Raw genomic sequence first — 13,940 nt, 5'->3', positions numbered from 1 at the left:
ATCATGACGATACGGGAAAACCAGGTTATCAAAACGATACTTGGACGGCGGAGCATCAGGAAATTCACAGCGGATCCGGTTTCTCCCGAGATCCGGGACCTCCTCGTCGAATGCGGCTTTGCCGCGCCGTCGGCCCACAACCGCCGGCCATGCGTCTTCATCGTCATCGAGGACAGGAAGGTTCTGGACGACCTTGCCGAGGCTCACGACTCGGGAAAAATGCTCCGTCAGGCTCCCCTGGCCATAGCCGTCTGTGCCGAAACTGCCGGGTATCCCGAGGGCGACCGGGCCTGGGTGGAGGACTGCGCCGCCGCCCTGGAGAACATTCTTCTCGCTGCCAGGGCGCTCGGGCTGGAGGGAGTCTGGCTCAAGGTCATGGACAGGCACCCCAGGAACGAAAAAATCCGCCCGATCCTCGCCGTGCCCGATTCGGTGGAAATCGTCGGCATCGCGGCACTCGGCTTCGGTGCGGAACAGAAACCGCCCTACGAAGGATTCGACGCGGGAAAAGTCCGTTTCAACCGCTGGTGAACCTCCGGCCGGTCTCGACGGAAAATACCTGATCTGCCGCTGTGAACATGGTAAAATAAAAGGGTTGTGCCGAGATCCTGCTTATTCTGACGGCGGATCGGCTTTGGAGGTTGAAGAAGACAGATGGAAGAAAAAAAGGGTGAACTGCTTTTCGGCAAGGTGATCTCTCTTCCCCTTGTGGAGGAGATCAAGCACAGCTACCTCGACTACGCCATGAGCGTCATCGTGGGAAGGGCGCTGCCCGACGTCCGTGACGGCCTCAAACCTGTCCAGCGGCGTATCCTGTACGCCATGATGGAGCTGGGCCTCCGGTCGGGCTCTTCCTACAAGAAGTCGGCCAGGGTCGTAGGCGAAACCATGGGTAAATATCACCCCCACGGCGACTCCGCCATTTACGAGACCATGGTCCGCATGGCCCAGGATTTCAGCATGAGGTACCCGCTGGTGAACGGCCAGGGAAACTTCGGCTCCATCGACGGGGATCCTGCGGCCGCCATGAGGTACACCGAGGCGAAGCTCTATGAAATGGGAGAGCTTATGCTCGCCGACATAGAAGAAGACACGGTGGAGTGGGGCCCCAATTTCGACGAGTCCCTCAAGGAGCCCCTCTATCTTCCCTCCCTCGTCCCCAACCTTCTCGTGAACGGAAGCTCGGGAATCGCGGTGGGAATGGCCACGAACATTCCTCCCCATAACCTTTCGGAAGTGATCGACGCCCTCGAGTATATGATCGACTCCGAAGGAAACTGGGAATTCGGCGAAATCTACGCCCGCCTTCCGGGACCGGACTTCCCGACGGGAGGCATTATTCTCGGCCGGGACGGCATCATCGACGCCTACAGGACGGGACGGGGAAAGGTCATCCTTCGTGGAAAGACCGTCGTAGAGGACGGGAAGCGGGGCAAAACATCCGTGGTCATCACGGAGATACCCTTCATGGTGAACAAGACGTCCCTTATAGAGACCATCGCATCCTGCGTCCAGGAAAAGCATATTGACGGCGTGGCCGACATCAGGGACGAGTCGGACCGTGACGGACTCCGGATCGTTCTCGAACTCCAGCGGGACGGCGACGCGGAACTTGTTCTCCGGCAGCTCTACAGGAGAACCCAGCTCCAGACAACCTTCGGCGTGATCAACCTCGCCCTTGTGAACAACCACCCCGTGGAGCTCCCCGTCACGGACATGCTCTCCCATTTCCTGGAGCACAGGAGAGACGTGGTCCGGAGGAGAACCCAGTTCAGGCTCGACAAGGCCCTCGCCAGGGCCCACATCGTGGAAGGGCTCGTGAAGGCCCTGGACATGATCGACAGGGTCATCGCCATTATCCGCGGGGCCCAGACGGTACAGGAGGCACGGGACGGCCTCGTCTCCCACCTCGGTTTTACCGAGACCCAGGCCCAGGCCATCCTGGACATGCGGCTCCAGCGGCTCACCGGGCTCGAGCGGGAGAAGCTCGAGTCGGAACTTGCAGCCCTCTTCGCCGATATCGAGCGCTACCGGACCATTCTCGGCAACCGCTCCGCCCTCGACGGGGTCATCAGGGAAGAACTCTCCGAGCTGAAGCGGAAATTCGGCGGGCCCCGGAGGACGGAAATCATGGACAACTACGAGGAAGTGTCCATGGAAGACCTTATCCCCGAGAACGATATCGTGGTCATCCTCTCCAAGGACGGGTATCTCCGCCGGAAGGCCCTCGAGGAGTACTCCACCCAGGCCAGGGGAGGCAAGGGCAAAAAGGGAAGCGGGCTCCAGGACGAAGACGAGATCGCCCTCGTGGCGGTCACCAACACCCACAAGGACATCTACCTCTTCACCTCCTCAGGGCGGGCCCTCGCAATCCGGGGGCACATGATCCCGGAATCCCGGACGGGGAAGGGAAAGCTCATCGGCAAGCTCGTTCCTCTTGATGCGGGAGAACAGGTGGTCTCCATGTACGGCAGAAGTCTCGAGGGAAAGAGCTTTATTTTCTTTGCCACGAAGAAGGGCATCTCCAAGCGGCTTCCCCTTTCCGAAATCGCCAGGCTCAACCGCGCCGGAAAGAGGGTTCTGACCCTGGACGAAGGTGACGAGATCGCCCAGGTTCGGCTGACCACGGGGAAGGACGAGCTTCTCTTCATGACGGCCAACGGCCAGGGACTCCGCGTCACCGAGGAAGAATTCCGTCCCATGGGCCGGACCGCCCGGGGCGTGAAGGGAATCCGTCTTGACGAAGGAGATTACGTCATCAGCTGCGAAGTGGTCACCTCCGAGCGCCTTGCCCTCGTGATAAGCGAACGGGGCGTCGCCAAGAGGACAAGCTTTGAGGAATTCACCGTTCACCACCGGGGCGGCCGGGGCGTCAAGGCCATGAACCTGGGAAGGAAGACCGGTCCGCTCGTCGGAAGCTGGGCGGTGGCCGAGGAGGACGAAATCATGGTCATCACCTCCAGGGGAAGGATGATCCGGGTCGCCGTGGCAGAGATCCCGAGGCTGAGCAGGACTGCCATGGGAACTATTACAGTGCGGCTCGACGAAGGCGATTCCGTGGCGGACGTGAGCGTGGTCTGCGGCGATGAATGCGTGGAGGAGAGCAGGCCGTGAAAATAGCCCGGGACGGATATCCGCTGATAGCGTTTGTCGCCTTCATGCTGCTCGGGAGCCTGTATTTCGTCCCCATGGTGGGGCTGTTCCTTGCCCCCCTCCTCGGGCTGGTGGTCTGGTTTTTCCGGGATCCTGAAAGGGTTCCCGACGGGCCCGGATTTCTTTCCCCCGCCGACGGGAAAGTGGTGGAGGTGGTTGAAACGGAGCATCCCTTCACGGGCAGGGCGGTGAAGGTTGGAATTTTCATGAATCCTCTCAGTGTTCACGTCAACCGCGTTCCCTGTGAAGGAACGGTGGAATGGATGGAGTACATTCCCGGGAGGAAGTGGATGGCCTTTGAACCCAAGGCATCGGAACTCAACGAGAGAATGTGCGTGGGACTTGCCACCGGTCATGGGCCGGTGATGCTCGTCCAGGTCGCGGGATTCCTTGCCCGCCGCATCGTCTGCAGGCTCCGGAAGGGCGACAGGCTCGCCCGGGGCGAACGGTTCGGCATGATAAAGATGGGGTCGAAAGTCGACGTCTACCTTCCTGCCGGAGTGCAGCTGAAGACAGCGGTGGGAAAAAAAGTTTTCGCAGGCAGAACCGTTCTGGGAGGGATGGCCGGTGAAAAATCGTAGAAAGCGGGGGTAGCCTCCCTTTCCGGAAGATCGCTCCGAACATGGTGGCCAGCGAACTGGTCCGGTTCGACCGGGAAAAATGGCTTTCACGGGATAACGGAGACGGCGAGACGGCGGAAAAGAAAGCCTGAGACCGCTCAGCACATGACAACAGAATACCGGGGGGAGCTGCTGCGGGCTGAGAGGAAGGCTGATTGGGCCTTCGACCCCTTACCTGATCCGGGTAATGCCGGCGTAGGGAGTGCCGTCACCGGAACGAGCTTCAGGGAGGACGGAAAAATGACAGGAGCCCCGCGGACTGAAGGGGCTCCTGTCTTATTTGGAGGTGGAATCATGGAAATCTACAGGGGAATCACAGTCTCCATCGCCGGGAGCGATTCCGGCGGAGGAGCGGGAATACAGGCGGACCTGAAAACCTGCGCCGCCCTTCGGGTGTTCGGCATGACGGTCATCACGGCCCTGACGGCCCAGAACAGCCGGGAGGTCAGCGCGGTCTGGAATGTCCCGCGGGAGATGATCCGGGCACAGATGGACGCCCTTTGGTCCGATTTCCCCGTCGGGGCGGCCAAGACGGGGATGCTGGCCCTTCCGGAAACAATTCTGGAAGTGGCGGAAGGCATACGGCGGTGGAAAGTCGGCAATCTCGTGGTAGACCCGGTGATGATCGCCCAGAGCGGGGCATCCCTCATAGCCGACGAGGCGGTGGAGGTTCTGCGGACGGAGCTTCTTCCCCTGGCGCTCCTGGTGACGCCCAATATCCCCGAGGCGGAACGTCTTTCCGGCATGACAATAGAATCGGTGGAGGACATGGAGAAGGCGGCGGAAGCCATCGGCCGGAAAGGCCCCGGCGCGGTTCTGGTGAAGGGAGGCCACAGGATGCAGGCCGACTCCGTCACGGACGTATTCTATTGCAGGGGGCGGCTGGAGAGGTTCACCGACTCCCGCATCCATACGGAGAATACCCACGGAACGGGATGCACCCTGAGCGCAGCCATAGCGGCGGAGCTGGCTTCGGGTTCCTCCCTCGAGGAAGCGGTCCGGCGGGGAAGGCAGTATCTCCGCCTTGCCCTGAAATCAGGCTTTCGTCCCGGTACTGGGTGGGGGCCTCTCGGTCATGCGGTGACCCCTCCGTGGACGGAGAAATAGGACTCGCAGCCCTTTCCCCCCGATCGTGGGCAGAGGTCCTGGCTCGAGTGCGTCGGCTGCGCCCTCTGGTCTATACCATCACCAGCTTCGTGTCGGCATCCTTCCAGGCGGACGGGACCCTTGCCGCCGGAGGCTCCCCCGTGATGTCCAGATGTCCCCGGGAGGCGGCGGAGCTGGCGGCTTCAGCGGACTCCCTCGTGATCAACACGGGAACTCCCGACGGGAGCGCCCTTCTGGCAATGAAGCGGGCTATGAAGGCGGGGAAAAATATCGTCTTCGACTCCGTAGGCTACGGAGCGACAACCTTCAGGACGGCGGCAGTCGACATGCTGCTTTCAGCCGTCAGCCCCTCCGTAATAAAGGGGAACTACGGAGAAATACGGCTTCTCGCAGGCGAGCCCGGGGAGGTGAGGGGTGTGGATTCCGGAAGCGAATCCGCCCCTCCCGTACCGGCCATGCGGGCACTCGCCGGGCGGACCGGGGCCCTCATCTGCGCCACGGGCCCGGTGGATGTCCTTGCCGACGAAACGTCGGCCCTGTTTTTTCCCGGGGGGAGTCCTCTCATGGCGAAAATCTCGGGAGGGGGCTGCCTTCTCGGATCCCTCATGGGTGTGCTCATCTCCCGGGGGCCTGCTCCCGCGGCAGCTTCAGCCGCCATTGTCATGCTCCGGCTTGCCGCGGAACGGGCTGAAGAAAGGGCGATGGGACCGGGCTCATTCCGGGCGGCGCTGCTGGACGAGCTTGCATCCCTTTCGCCGGAAGATCTGATGTCCCAGGGGCGGCGCCTGTGCGCGCCGCCGGAAGGAGGAAGCGGAGCATGAATCTCAGAGAGGCTTTGAAGCTGTATGTGATCCCCGACAGCAGGATCGGGGCTCCCCGTTCCATCGAAGAGCAGGCGGAGCTTGCCCTTGACGGCGGAGCCACCATGATCCAGCTCAGGGACAAGAAAATGAGCGGCCGGGAACTGTACGAAACCGCCTGCAGGCTTTCCGCCCTCTGCAGAAGCAGGGGAGCGGCCTTCGTGGTGAACGACCGGTTCGACATTGCCCTTGCCGCAGGAGCCCACGGCGTGCACCTTGGGCAGGAAGATCTTCCGGTGTCGGTCGTCAGGAGGATCGTGCCTGCAGGGTTTCTCGTCGGGGCGACGGCTCACTCCACGGAAGAGGGGCGGCTGGCCGAGGAACAGGGGGCGGATTATGTGGGAATCGGCGCCGCCTTTCCCACGGGTACGAAAACAGTCGCTTCCGTGATCGGCGTAGGAGGCGTCAGGGCGATCCGTGAAGCCCTTTCCCTTCCCTCGGTGGCCATCGGCGGGATCAGCGAGGAAAACGCAGCCGAAGTCCTCTCTGCCGGAGTGGATGGAATAGCCGTAGTGTCATCCGTCGTGGGAAGGCCGGATATTGCCGGAGCAGCCCGGCGGCTGGCGGAGAAGGTGTTCAGCGGAAAACCCTGAACATGAGCAGGAGGGTAAGCAGAACAGCCCCGCTGCCCGCGAGCAGAAGAAGCACAGATGGTGGAATGGGAGGTCCGTTCTCCCCGTCGCTTTCCGCTTTCGGTTCGGGGGAAACCGGCGCCGTTTCTCCGGAGGGAGATTCCGGCCGGGCCCTGCGGAGCCTGGTATTTCCCTCGAGGGTCACCACTCCGTTGAACTCGTCGGAAAGGCGGGTGAGTACGGTGAAATTACCTTGGCGGTCCCTGTGGACGGAAAGCACTTCAGCTCTCACCGCGCCGTCGAAGCCGGGTTCGGCGGTGCGCAGTCTTTCCCGGAGGGGCGACTCCTCGGAAGGGAGAATGACGACAATACAATCCCCCTTTTCCAGCGCTGCCACTGGTACGCCTTTTACGGGATCGATACTTGGAGTGCAGGGGATAAGGAAGCTGATGCCTCCTCCGGTTTCATCCTGCTCTGCCGCGGCCGTGTCTCCGGCGAGGAACCCCGGTCCCAGCAGATCCGCAATTTCGGAGGAATTTTTCCTTTCCGTTTTGATGTACGCCGTTGCCCTGTAGCCGAGTCGGGCTGCCATCTCCTCCCTGATCCGCTCCTCCAGGGTCCGGTTCCCCCCCTCGCCCTTGTCAAGGCCCTCTCTCACCGCCTCGGGAGTGAGCACTTCCCCGAGAATTCCTTCGAGAGATGAACGAAGGGTCGCCGGGAGCTTTTTTCCCGTTTCGTCCCGGCGGCCCGACAGTTTTTCCGTATGGGCGATGAAGGGGCGGATTTCCGATTCCACGGAGACGGCGGTCTCGTCTTCCTCTCCCGTGCCGGCAAAACCTATGCCCGAGGTACACACCCCGGCCGGGGAAAGAATTTCGTAGAAAAAAGCCGTAATTTTTTCCGTCTTTGATCTCCTGATGGAAAGAAAGCACTTCAGAATATTCAACGGTATGATTTGCTGAGCAGCAGTCACCTGGAAAATCTCCTCTTCACGGTCCGTAGTACCAGAATTATAAAGGAGTTTATTCTCCCGGTGAAGAGTAGTTCCCGCCGGTTTATTTCTCTCCTGCGAAAAACGGGGAGAGAGATGTCCTCCCCAGGGCGTGGACCAGTCCCATGCCCAGGAGCGCACCGGGAACGCTGCTGGCAAGAAAGGCCCCCATCAGCACAGACATGCCTGCGGCCTTCCCGACGGCCGGGCCGAGGATCCAGGCGGAAATCGCCGCCCCGGCAAATCCTGTCCCGAGAGGTTCGGCCAGGGCTGCCCATGGTTTCCCGAAATACCTGAAGGCCAGGCCGGCCGCTATGGCGCCGGGGATGCTCCCCGGGAAGGCGAAGAGGGTGCCGGTTCCCGTCATGTTCCGAACGAGGCTGGTAACGAAGGCGGCTCCTGCGGCCCACCACGGGCCCAGCGCGGCCCCTGCGAGGACGTTCACCGTGTGCTGGAAGGGGTAGCACCGGGTGGGTCCCATGGGGAAAGAAACCCCTGAAAGAAGCAGTCCCGAAGCAACAAGCAGCCCGGTGAAGGTCAGCTTTCGGATCCGTGCTTTTCCGTTACCTTTCAGCCACGATTTCATGAACGTTCACTTCCTTTTCAATCATTCCCCACTGAAGGGCAAACTCAGCGAAGGTTTTCCAGCGGACGGCGTCGAGCCTGGTGTCCGGTCCGAACCAGGGCCTTGTTTTTTCAAAAGCCTTCCTTTCCATCTCCCTTGGAGCTTCCGGAACAGCCTCGAAATAGAGGGCCAGGGCCTCCTCCGGATGGGCTTTAGTGAAAGCGAGAGCTTCCTCCACTGCATCGAGGAACCGCCGTATCGTTTCCCCTTTCCTGTTCCAGATCATTGTCCCGGCCACGAACACCAGTTCGTCATAGGATGGGATGCCGAATTTTTCAAGCTCGAAGAAAGAAGCAGTGTACCCTTCCATCTCCATGGCCACAGGCTCGTAGTTCTTGAAGGGCCCCATAACGGCATCGACCCTGCCTGCCGCCAGGGACTGAAGAATGACGAATCCCACGTTTACGGGCGTGAAACTCCTGATTTCGTTGACGGCAGCGAAGGCATCGAGAAGGTGGTCCATCATGCCGGGAACGGTATAGCCTATGGTCTTTCCCTCGAGGTCGGCAGGTGAGGAGATTCCCTTCCCGTCAAGAAAGAGAAGAGTGGAGAGAGGACTTCCCACAAGGCGCCCCACGGCCTTCAGCGGTATTCCCCCTGAGGCCGCGATGATCGCCTGGGGCTGGTACGAAAGAGCGATGTCCACATGACCTGCGGCGGCGAGCTTCAGGGGATCGGCGCTGTCGGAGGGACTCTGAATCTCCACCGAAAGCCCGTGCTTCAGGAAGATGCCTCCCTGGCGGGCGACGAAGAGGGGAACATGGTCCACGTTGGGAAACCAGTCGAGCATCAGGCTGAGCTTTTCTTCTCCCCCGGCGGGGGATCCGAGGAGCAGCAGGACAAGGAGCATCAGGACGGAGCGGTTTCGTTTCATGACATTTCCTCCAAAGATAGGGATTGTAACGGTGCTGGGCCCCGTCACCGTTTCTTTTCCGTCCACCGGACGGTTTTTTTCTCGAGGAAGCAGACGGCTCCCCACAGCGAAAGGCTGACGGCCGAGAGGACGACGATGGAAGCAAAGACGAGATCAACCCTGAGCCGGGCATTCGCCTGCATCATAAGAAATCCGAGCCCGTCCAGGCTTCCCACCCATTCACCGATGACCGCCCCGATGGCCGCCACCGAGACGGCGACCCGAAGGCCGGCGAAGAAATAAGGGAGAGCCCAGGGCCAGTAGAGATGGCGCAGGGTTGTCAGGAAGCCGGCTCCCATGACGGAAAAAAGGGTTTTCAGTTCCGGGTCGCAGCTCTTGAATCCCTGGAGCAGGGTCACCGTGACCGGAAAAAAGATGATCACCGCAGCCATGGCCACCTTGCTTCCCATGCCGTAACCGAACCAGACCACCAGAAGAGGAGCGGCAGCGAAGACCGGGATCGCCTGGGAGGCGATCAGCAGAGGAGAAAGGGCCTTTTCGAGAGCGGGAGAGAAGAACATGGCGATGGAGAGGGGCACGCCCGCCGCCAGTGAGAGAAGGATCCCGAGAAGAATTTCCAGGGTTGTGGTCAGCCCGTGCCGGAGGAGGAGCGGGGCCTCTGTCACGAGAACGAGCGCCACCCGTGAAGGCGCGGGCAGAAGAAAGGGCGGAAGGGCGAACAGGCGGCAGAAGCTTTCCCAGGCAGCCAGGAAAGCGATGAAAAAAAACAGGGGAAGAGCCGCCTGTCTCATCGTGAACCCTCCCGGAGGAGGTCCAGTATGCTCCGCTTCATTCCGGAGAAAGAGGGGGAATCTTCTCTCGATTCCTTTGTTCCCTCCGGCCGCAGAACCTCCAGTATTCTCATCGGAGGGGGGGAGAGCAGCAGGATGCTGTCGGCGAGCAAAAGGGCCTCTTCCACATCGTGGGTCACCATGAGGATCGTCCTGCCGAAGCGGGACTGCAAAAGCAGAAGCAGTCCCCGGAGGGTCCGCCTGGTAATGGCGTCGAGGGCTGAAAGGGGTTCGTCCAGGAGGGCGACCGGGGCGTCGAACAGAATTGTCCGTGCCAGGGCGCACCGCTGGGCCATTCCTCCGGAAACCTGGCCGGGAAAAAAATCCTCCCGGCCGGAGAGGCCCAGCAGGGAAAAGAGATCCTCCGTCCTGCGGCGATCCTCTTCCGTGGGCGTGCGCTTCACGGTCACGGGCAGAAGGGCGTTTTCCGCCAGGGTCTTCCAGGGGAGAAGAAGATCTTTCTGGGTCATGTAGGCCGCCGCGCCTCTCAGGTCGGGTATCTCCCGTCCGTCAATGGCAAGGCAGCCGCCGTCCCTGGGAAGGACTCCCATGAGGAGGTCGAAGAAGGTGCTCTTTCCGCAGCCTGAAGGCCCCAGGAGCACGGTGAAGCTTCCCCTTTCCGCGGAAAGGGAGAAATCCGAAAACACGGGGCGGCCGTCGAAACTCTTGGAAAAGGATCTGATTTCAAGCATAAAAAAACTCCCGGCTGGGAATGCCGGGAGCGGAAGTATTCATGCATTTGCTTTTTTTGCAACACACGCACTTCCCTTCGCCGGCATGACCCGGATCAGGTTCCAGGGGTCGGAGCCTAAAAGCCCCCTCTCAGCCGGTTCACGCCGACTCCCCCAGTTGCTGTCACGGGTACGATACTCTCTTCGGGGGGATTTGTCAATTTCCCCGGCATTGCTCAAAATGGGGGGGCAAGTTGAAAACGGCGGCGGAAACGGGGATAATTTATCCATAAACGACGAAGGAGGCCGGAAAGATGGATTATGTCACGGCAAAAGCCCCTGGAAGTTTCGGCGACAGGGAGGTTCTCCTGCATTTCTTCCGGGCGGGAACTGATCCGGACACACCGGTGGTTCTGCTTCTGCACGGGGTTCACGGCTGGGCTTCCCCCATGGAGGGGAACAAGTACGGTTTCCTGGCCAGGGAACTCGCGTCCCATGGAATTTCCGCCTGCATCGCCGAAAGCTCCCGGCTGAGAAGGGACAGGGAAACCTTCGGCGACGACAGGACTTCCTGGGCCACAGCCTCTTTCCGGGGAAAAACCTTCTCTATGGAAGTCTTCGACGCGTGCTCCGCTTTCGAATGCCTCTGCCGAACATTTTCTGTTCCATCACCAGTCCTCTGGGGGTTTTCCCTGGGGGGGCTGATTTCGGTCCTCATCACAGGGAACAAAACGGCAGGTTATATCGCCGGAACCGGGCTGACTCCTCCCCGGGAAGGAAAGGCGGCCGGCCTCATCATTTCCGGCAGCGGCGACGAAATACGTCCGGAGGCCTCCGGCAGGCTCTCCCTGCCTATCCTTGACAGTCTCGGCGGCAAAACGGAGCTCCTCCGGGCCGCATCGGAGGCGTCTCCCGAATTTGCCCTCTTTTTTTACGGAAGCGGGGACGAAAGTTTCAGCGAAGAGTCCTCCCGGCGGATTTTCGACAGGCTTCCCCTCCCGGAAACCAGAAAGGAGTTCCGAATCATTTCGGGGGCGGATCATTCCTTCCGGAAAAAAAACGGGGTTCCCTCCCGGGAACCCCTCGAGGAGATGCTTCTTATCTCCAGGGCAGCCCTGGATCGATATTTGCGAGGGAAAGGATCCACGGCCCGAACAGAAGGGTGAGCACCCCTCCCAGGGCCAGGAAGGGAACCAGCGGCACGGCGTCTTTTCTTCCCAGTTTCCCTGCGGCAAGAAGGGCGAGGGAGAACACTCCGCCTGCCATGAAGCCGAGGTACAGTGTCAGCAGGGTGAATTTCCATCCCAGAAGTACCCCCGTTCCCGCCGTCAGAGTGGCATCGCCCCAGCCCATGCCTCCTCTGGAAAGAAGAATGATGAGAGCGATAACGGCAAAGCCTGCCGCTGCCCCGAGAAAGCCGTCGAGAAGGGAGCCTCCCCCGGGCAGAAGCCTGAGGACAACACCGCAGATTCCCATGACCAGGGGAAAAATATCGAAAACATAGCCTTCCTCCAGGTCGGTAAGGGCGTTGAGAAACAGGCCGAACGCCGCCGCCAGGGAAAGAAGCAGGGAAACGGAAAGACCCCAGCGCCAGGCAAGCAGGCCTCCCATGGCGGCACCGCAGATTTCCGCCCCCGCGTACCGGAAGGCGATTCTGCCGCCGCAATAGCGGCAGCGGCCGCGGAGAAGCACCCAGGACAGGACGGGAACGAGATCCCTCCAGCACAGGACGGCGCCGCACCGGGGGCATTTGGACCGGCTTCCGCCCCACCAGGATGTGCCCGCGACACTGCGCCCGGCGACAACGTTCAGAAAAGAGCCCAGGGATGCGCCGAGAAGAGTGAAGAACAGAACGACCAGCCAGGAATCCACGCAATTTCCTCCCCCAGGAACAACCGGATATGGAGACATTTATAGCATACTTCGACAGGTTTCTCAGAAAAAAATTGAACAACTGCCCGGAAATATCGTATAATTTTACAGTAGGAACATTGTGTTTCAAGCTCTGAAAAAGAGAATGTGAGGAGGGAGACCCATGTCCGGAAAAATTCTTGTGGCGGTCGATATGAGCAAGATGTCCGAGGAGGTGTTCGCCTACGGATGTTCCATGGCGCTCCGTCTCAAGGCCGAGGCGGCGTTCATCCACGTACTGCCTCACCCGACCCTCTGGCGGGGGTACGAACCCTGGCTGCCTCCCGAGATTGACGCGGAAGTGGCGGAAATTGCACGGAAGAAGCTTGATTACTATTTCAGAAAGACGAAAGAGGACCTTCCCGAGCTGGAAAACGTGGAGTACAAGATGGTGGTCAAGGAAGGAAACCCTTCGGATGTCATTATGAGCTATGCCAGGGAGAACGACTTTAACCTCATCGTCATAGGCTACAGAGGCCAGAGCACCATCGAGCGTCTCGTCGTCGGAAGCACGGCGGCGAACGTGGCGAGATACGCCCACTGCTCCGTGCTCATCTACAGGCCGGGCCAGCAGATAATCTGAACAGAAAAAGGGGGAAGGGTGCGGGGCCTTCCCCCTTTTTCATTTTTTCTTTCCCGTTCCGTAGCGCTGCTGTCCGTACATTTTCCCCATAGTTTCCGGCAATTTCGTGGAGGCCGAGTTTTCCAGTGATGCCTGAAGCTGTCTTGCCAGGGCTTCTTTCCGCCTTTTTTCCTCTTCCGCCTCGGGGTCCGCGCCGACTCCTCTGTCGAGGTACCCGAGTTCGACAAGGGCCTGGACATACCGGATGTCCAGATCCATGCCGTTGGCAATCTGTTCCACGTTGTACTTCTCTTTTGAATGATCCCTGAGAAACTCCCGGACTTTCGGGTAAAGGTCGTCGATTTCATCGAGGCATGTTACGCATATTTTTCCGCGGGTGGCGCTGAAAAGCCTTCCGCACAGCTTACAGGTTACCAGGTTCACTACGTCCTCCTCCCTCCCATTCCATAGTACTATATCATTTTTCCGCAGGCGGATAAAGATGGTACAAAACCCGGACGGAGTAGATGGAGAGGGTGCGGATTGGTGTATACAGTATTCTATGCTTTTTGAAAGTCCTTCCTTTCGCTTTTCTGTTAAGATATTGCCCGCGTGCTTTTGTTTCATCAAATGAAAATTATCGAAAGGGGAAAAACGAATGAAGCCTACAGTAGTAGACCATATTGGAATTGCCGTCAAATCCATCGACGAAGCTCTCTCATTCTGGCAGTCTGCCCTTGGCATCCAGTGCACTGGGGTTGAAGAAGTGGAGGAGCAGAAAGTCAGGACGGCTTTTCTTCCCATAGGCGATACTGAAGTTGAACTCCTCGAGGCCACCTCCGATGAAAGCCCCGTGGCCAAGTTCATCGAGAAAAAAGGTGAGGGAATCCATCACCTTGCCATCAGGGTGGAAAACCTTGAAGCCGCTCTTGCGGAGCTGAAGGAGAAGGGCATCAGGCTCATTGACGAAACGCCCCGGTACGGAGCCGGAGGTGCGAAGATAGCTTTTGTGCACCCGAAGTCCACCGGCGGCATTCTTTTGGAAATCAGTGAAAGGTAGGTGCCGTTCATGTCACACCGAACAATTGACGAGCTGTGCGAAGAGCTGGTAAGGAAGCACGAGGAAGCGCAGGGAGGCGGAGGACCGAAGGCGATAGCGAAGCA

The 13,940-nt window shown here is 59.8% G+C and carries 16 protein-coding genes and 1 riboswitch; of the genes, 9 read left to right on the top strand and 7 right to left on the bottom strand.

Annotated elements, in window-relative coordinates; translation table 11 throughout:
* Window positions 1-3: 3 nt before the first annotated feature.
* The 6 genes from C8D99_RS13370 (at window position 4) to thiE (ending at window position 6,333) form a co-directional block, all read left to right on the top strand.
* Window positions 4-531 carry a nitroreductase family protein gene (locus tag C8D99_RS13370; protein WP_133959010.1) on the top strand — a complete coding sequence of 176 codons (528 nt, stop codon included), beginning with the start codon at window positions 4-6 and terminating at the stop codon, window positions 529-531.
* Window positions 532-654: 123 nt separating this feature from the next.
* Entirely contained in the window at window positions 655-3,114 is a 2,460-nt protein-coding gene (gene gyrA, locus C8D99_RS13365) for a DNA gyrase subunit A (protein ID WP_133959009.1), read from the top strand.
* On the top strand, window positions 3,111-3,734 hold the full coding sequence (locus tag C8D99_RS13360; RefSeq protein WP_243833949.1) for a phosphatidylserine decarboxylase: 624 nt from the start codon (window positions 3,111-3,113) through the stop codon (window positions 3,732-3,734). Before gyrA ends, C8D99_RS13360 begins: the two co-directional genes overlap by 4 nt.
* Before the next feature lie 333 nt (window positions 3,735-4,067).
* Complete coding sequence (gene thiD / locus C8D99_RS13355) at window positions 4,068-4,880, top strand: bifunctional hydroxymethylpyrimidine kinase/phosphomethylpyrimidine kinase (protein WP_133959007.1); 813 nt, start codon at window positions 4,068-4,070, stop codon at window positions 4,878-4,880.
* Complete coding sequence (gene thiM, locus C8D99_RS13350) at window positions 4,832-5,701, top strand: hydroxyethylthiazole kinase (protein ID WP_274542689.1); 870 nt, start codon at window positions 4,832-4,834, stop codon at window positions 5,699-5,701. Before thiD ends, thiM begins: the two co-directional genes overlap by 49 nt.
* The gene (gene thiE / locus C8D99_RS13345) at window positions 5,698-6,333 is read left to right on the top strand and encodes a thiamine phosphate synthase (RefSeq protein ID WP_133959005.1); all 636 of its coding nucleotides are present in this window, start codon (window positions 5,698-5,700) and stop codon (window positions 6,331-6,333) included. The genes thiM and thiE overlap by 4 nt, the downstream gene beginning before the upstream one ends.
* Here thiE and C8D99_RS13340 read toward each other — a convergent pair.
* The 5 genes from C8D99_RS13340 to C8D99_RS13320 all read right to left on the bottom strand — a co-directional run bounded on the left by C8D99_RS13340 (window position 6,317) and on the right by C8D99_RS13320 (window position 10,324).
* Window positions 6,317-7,258, bottom strand: coding sequence for a hypothetical protein (locus C8D99_RS13340; protein ID WP_208321194.1), 942 nt, complete (start codon window positions 7,256-7,258; stop codon window positions 6,317-6,319). The genes thiE and C8D99_RS13340 overlap by 17 nt on opposite strands.
* Window positions 7,259-7,367: 109 nt before the next feature.
* Window positions 7,368-7,889 (bottom strand): energy coupling factor transporter S component ThiW, encoded by a 522-nt coding sequence (thiW, locus tag C8D99_RS13335; RefSeq protein ID WP_133959003.1) that lies wholly within the window; start codon window positions 7,887-7,889, stop codon window positions 7,368-7,370.
* Complete coding sequence (locus C8D99_RS13330) at window positions 7,867-8,802, bottom strand: ABC transporter substrate-binding protein (protein WP_133959002.1); 936 nt, start codon at window positions 8,800-8,802, stop codon at window positions 7,867-7,869. The genes thiW and C8D99_RS13330 overlap by 23 nt, the downstream gene beginning before the upstream one ends.
* Before the next feature lie 44 nt (window positions 8,803-8,846).
* Window positions 8,847-9,593, bottom strand: coding sequence for an ABC transporter permease (locus C8D99_RS13325; RefSeq protein ID WP_133959001.1), 747 nt, complete (start codon window positions 9,591-9,593; stop codon window positions 8,847-8,849).
* Window positions 9,590-10,324, bottom strand: coding sequence for an ABC transporter ATP-binding protein (locus C8D99_RS13320; RefSeq protein WP_133959000.1), 735 nt, complete (start codon window positions 10,322-10,324; stop codon window positions 9,590-9,592). Before C8D99_RS13320 ends, C8D99_RS13325 begins: the two co-directional genes overlap by 4 nt.
* A gap of 55 nt (window positions 10,325-10,379) precedes the next feature.
* A riboswitch (TPP riboswitch) is annotated at window positions 10,380-10,489 on the bottom strand.
* Window positions 10,490-10,617: 128 nt separating this feature from the next.
* Between C8D99_RS13320 and C8D99_RS13315 the strand changes: the two genes are divergently transcribed.
* Window positions 10,618-11,469, top strand: a complete 852-nt coding sequence (locus tag C8D99_RS13315) for an alpha/beta hydrolase (protein ID WP_133958999.1) — start codon at window positions 10,618-10,620, stop codon at window positions 11,467-11,469.
* Here the strand turns inward: C8D99_RS13315 and C8D99_RS13310 are convergent.
* Entirely contained in the window at window positions 11,402-12,175 is a 774-nt protein-coding gene (locus C8D99_RS13310) for a prepilin peptidase (protein WP_166670192.1), read from the bottom strand. The two genes, C8D99_RS13315 and C8D99_RS13310, sit on opposite strands and share 68 nt — an antisense overlap.
* Before the next feature lie 163 nt (window positions 12,176-12,338).
* Between C8D99_RS13310 and C8D99_RS13305 the strand changes: the two genes are divergently transcribed.
* Window positions 12,339-12,797: a universal stress protein gene (locus C8D99_RS13305; RefSeq protein ID WP_133958997.1), complete on the top strand. Its 459-nt coding sequence runs from the start codon at window positions 12,339-12,341 to the stop codon at window positions 12,795-12,797.
* 39 nt (window positions 12,798-12,836) lie between these two features.
* Here the strand turns inward: C8D99_RS13305 and C8D99_RS13300 are convergent, their stop codons facing one another.
* Entirely contained in the window at window positions 12,837-13,220 is a 384-nt protein-coding gene (locus tag C8D99_RS13300) for a hypothetical protein (RefSeq protein ID WP_133958996.1), read from the bottom strand.
* Window positions 13,221-13,434: 214 nt separating this feature from the next.
* Between C8D99_RS13300 and mce the strand changes: the two genes are divergently transcribed.
* The gene (gene mce, locus C8D99_RS13295) at window positions 13,435-13,836 is read left to right on the top strand and encodes a methylmalonyl-CoA epimerase (RefSeq protein ID WP_133958995.1); all 402 of its coding nucleotides are present in this window, start codon (window positions 13,435-13,437) and stop codon (window positions 13,834-13,836) included.
* The last annotated feature ends 104 nt before the right edge of the window (window positions 13,837-13,940 follow it).

It is taken from the genome of Aminivibrio pyruvatiphilus, from assembly GCF_004366815.1.
GTDB lineage: Bacteria > Synergistota > Synergistia > Synergistales > Aminobacteriaceae > Aminivibrio > Aminivibrio pyruvatiphilus.
This window is presented reverse-complemented; position numbering and strand designations above follow the sequence as displayed.

Excerpts from the sequence above, each read along its gene's own strand:
- C8D99_RS13370 (WP_133959010.1), top strand. The coding sequence starts at position 4 with ATGACGATACGGGAAAACCAGGTTATCAAAACGATACTTGGACGGCGG.
- gyrA (WP_133959009.1), top strand. The coding sequence starts at position 655 with ATGGAAGAAAAAAAGGGTGAACTGCTTTTCGGCAAGGTGATCTCTCTT.
- thiD (WP_133959007.1), top strand. The coding sequence starts at position 4,068 with ATGGAAATCTACAGGGGAATCACAGTCTCCATCGCCGGGAGCGATTCC.
- thiE (WP_133959005.1), top strand. The coding sequence starts at position 5,698 with ATGAATCTCAGAGAGGCTTTGAAGCTGTATGTGATCCCCGACAGCAGG.
- thiW (WP_133959003.1), bottom strand. The coding sequence starts at position 7,889 with ATGAAATCGTGGCTGAAAGGTAACGGAAAAGCACGGATCCGAAAGCTG.
- C8D99_RS13330 (WP_133959002.1), bottom strand. The coding sequence starts at position 8,802 with ATGAAACGAAACCGCTCCGTCCTGATGCTCCTTGTCCTGCTGCTCCTC.
- C8D99_RS13325 (WP_133959001.1), bottom strand. The coding sequence starts at position 9,593 with ATGAGACAGGCGGCTCTTCCCCTGTTTTTTTTCATCGCTTTCCTGGCT.
- C8D99_RS13320 (WP_133959000.1), bottom strand. The coding sequence starts at position 10,324 with ATGCTTGAAATCAGATCCTTTTCCAAGAGTTTCGACGGCCGCCCCGTG.
- C8D99_RS13315 (WP_133958999.1), top strand. The coding sequence starts at position 10,618 with ATGGATTATGTCACGGCAAAAGCCCCTGGAAGTTTCGGCGACAGGGAG.
- C8D99_RS13305 (WP_133958997.1), top strand. The coding sequence starts at position 12,339 with ATGTCCGGAAAAATTCTTGTGGCGGTCGATATGAGCAAGATGTCCGAG.
- mce (WP_133958995.1), top strand. The coding sequence starts at position 13,435 with ATGAAGCCTACAGTAGTAGACCATATTGGAATTGCCGTCAAATCCATC.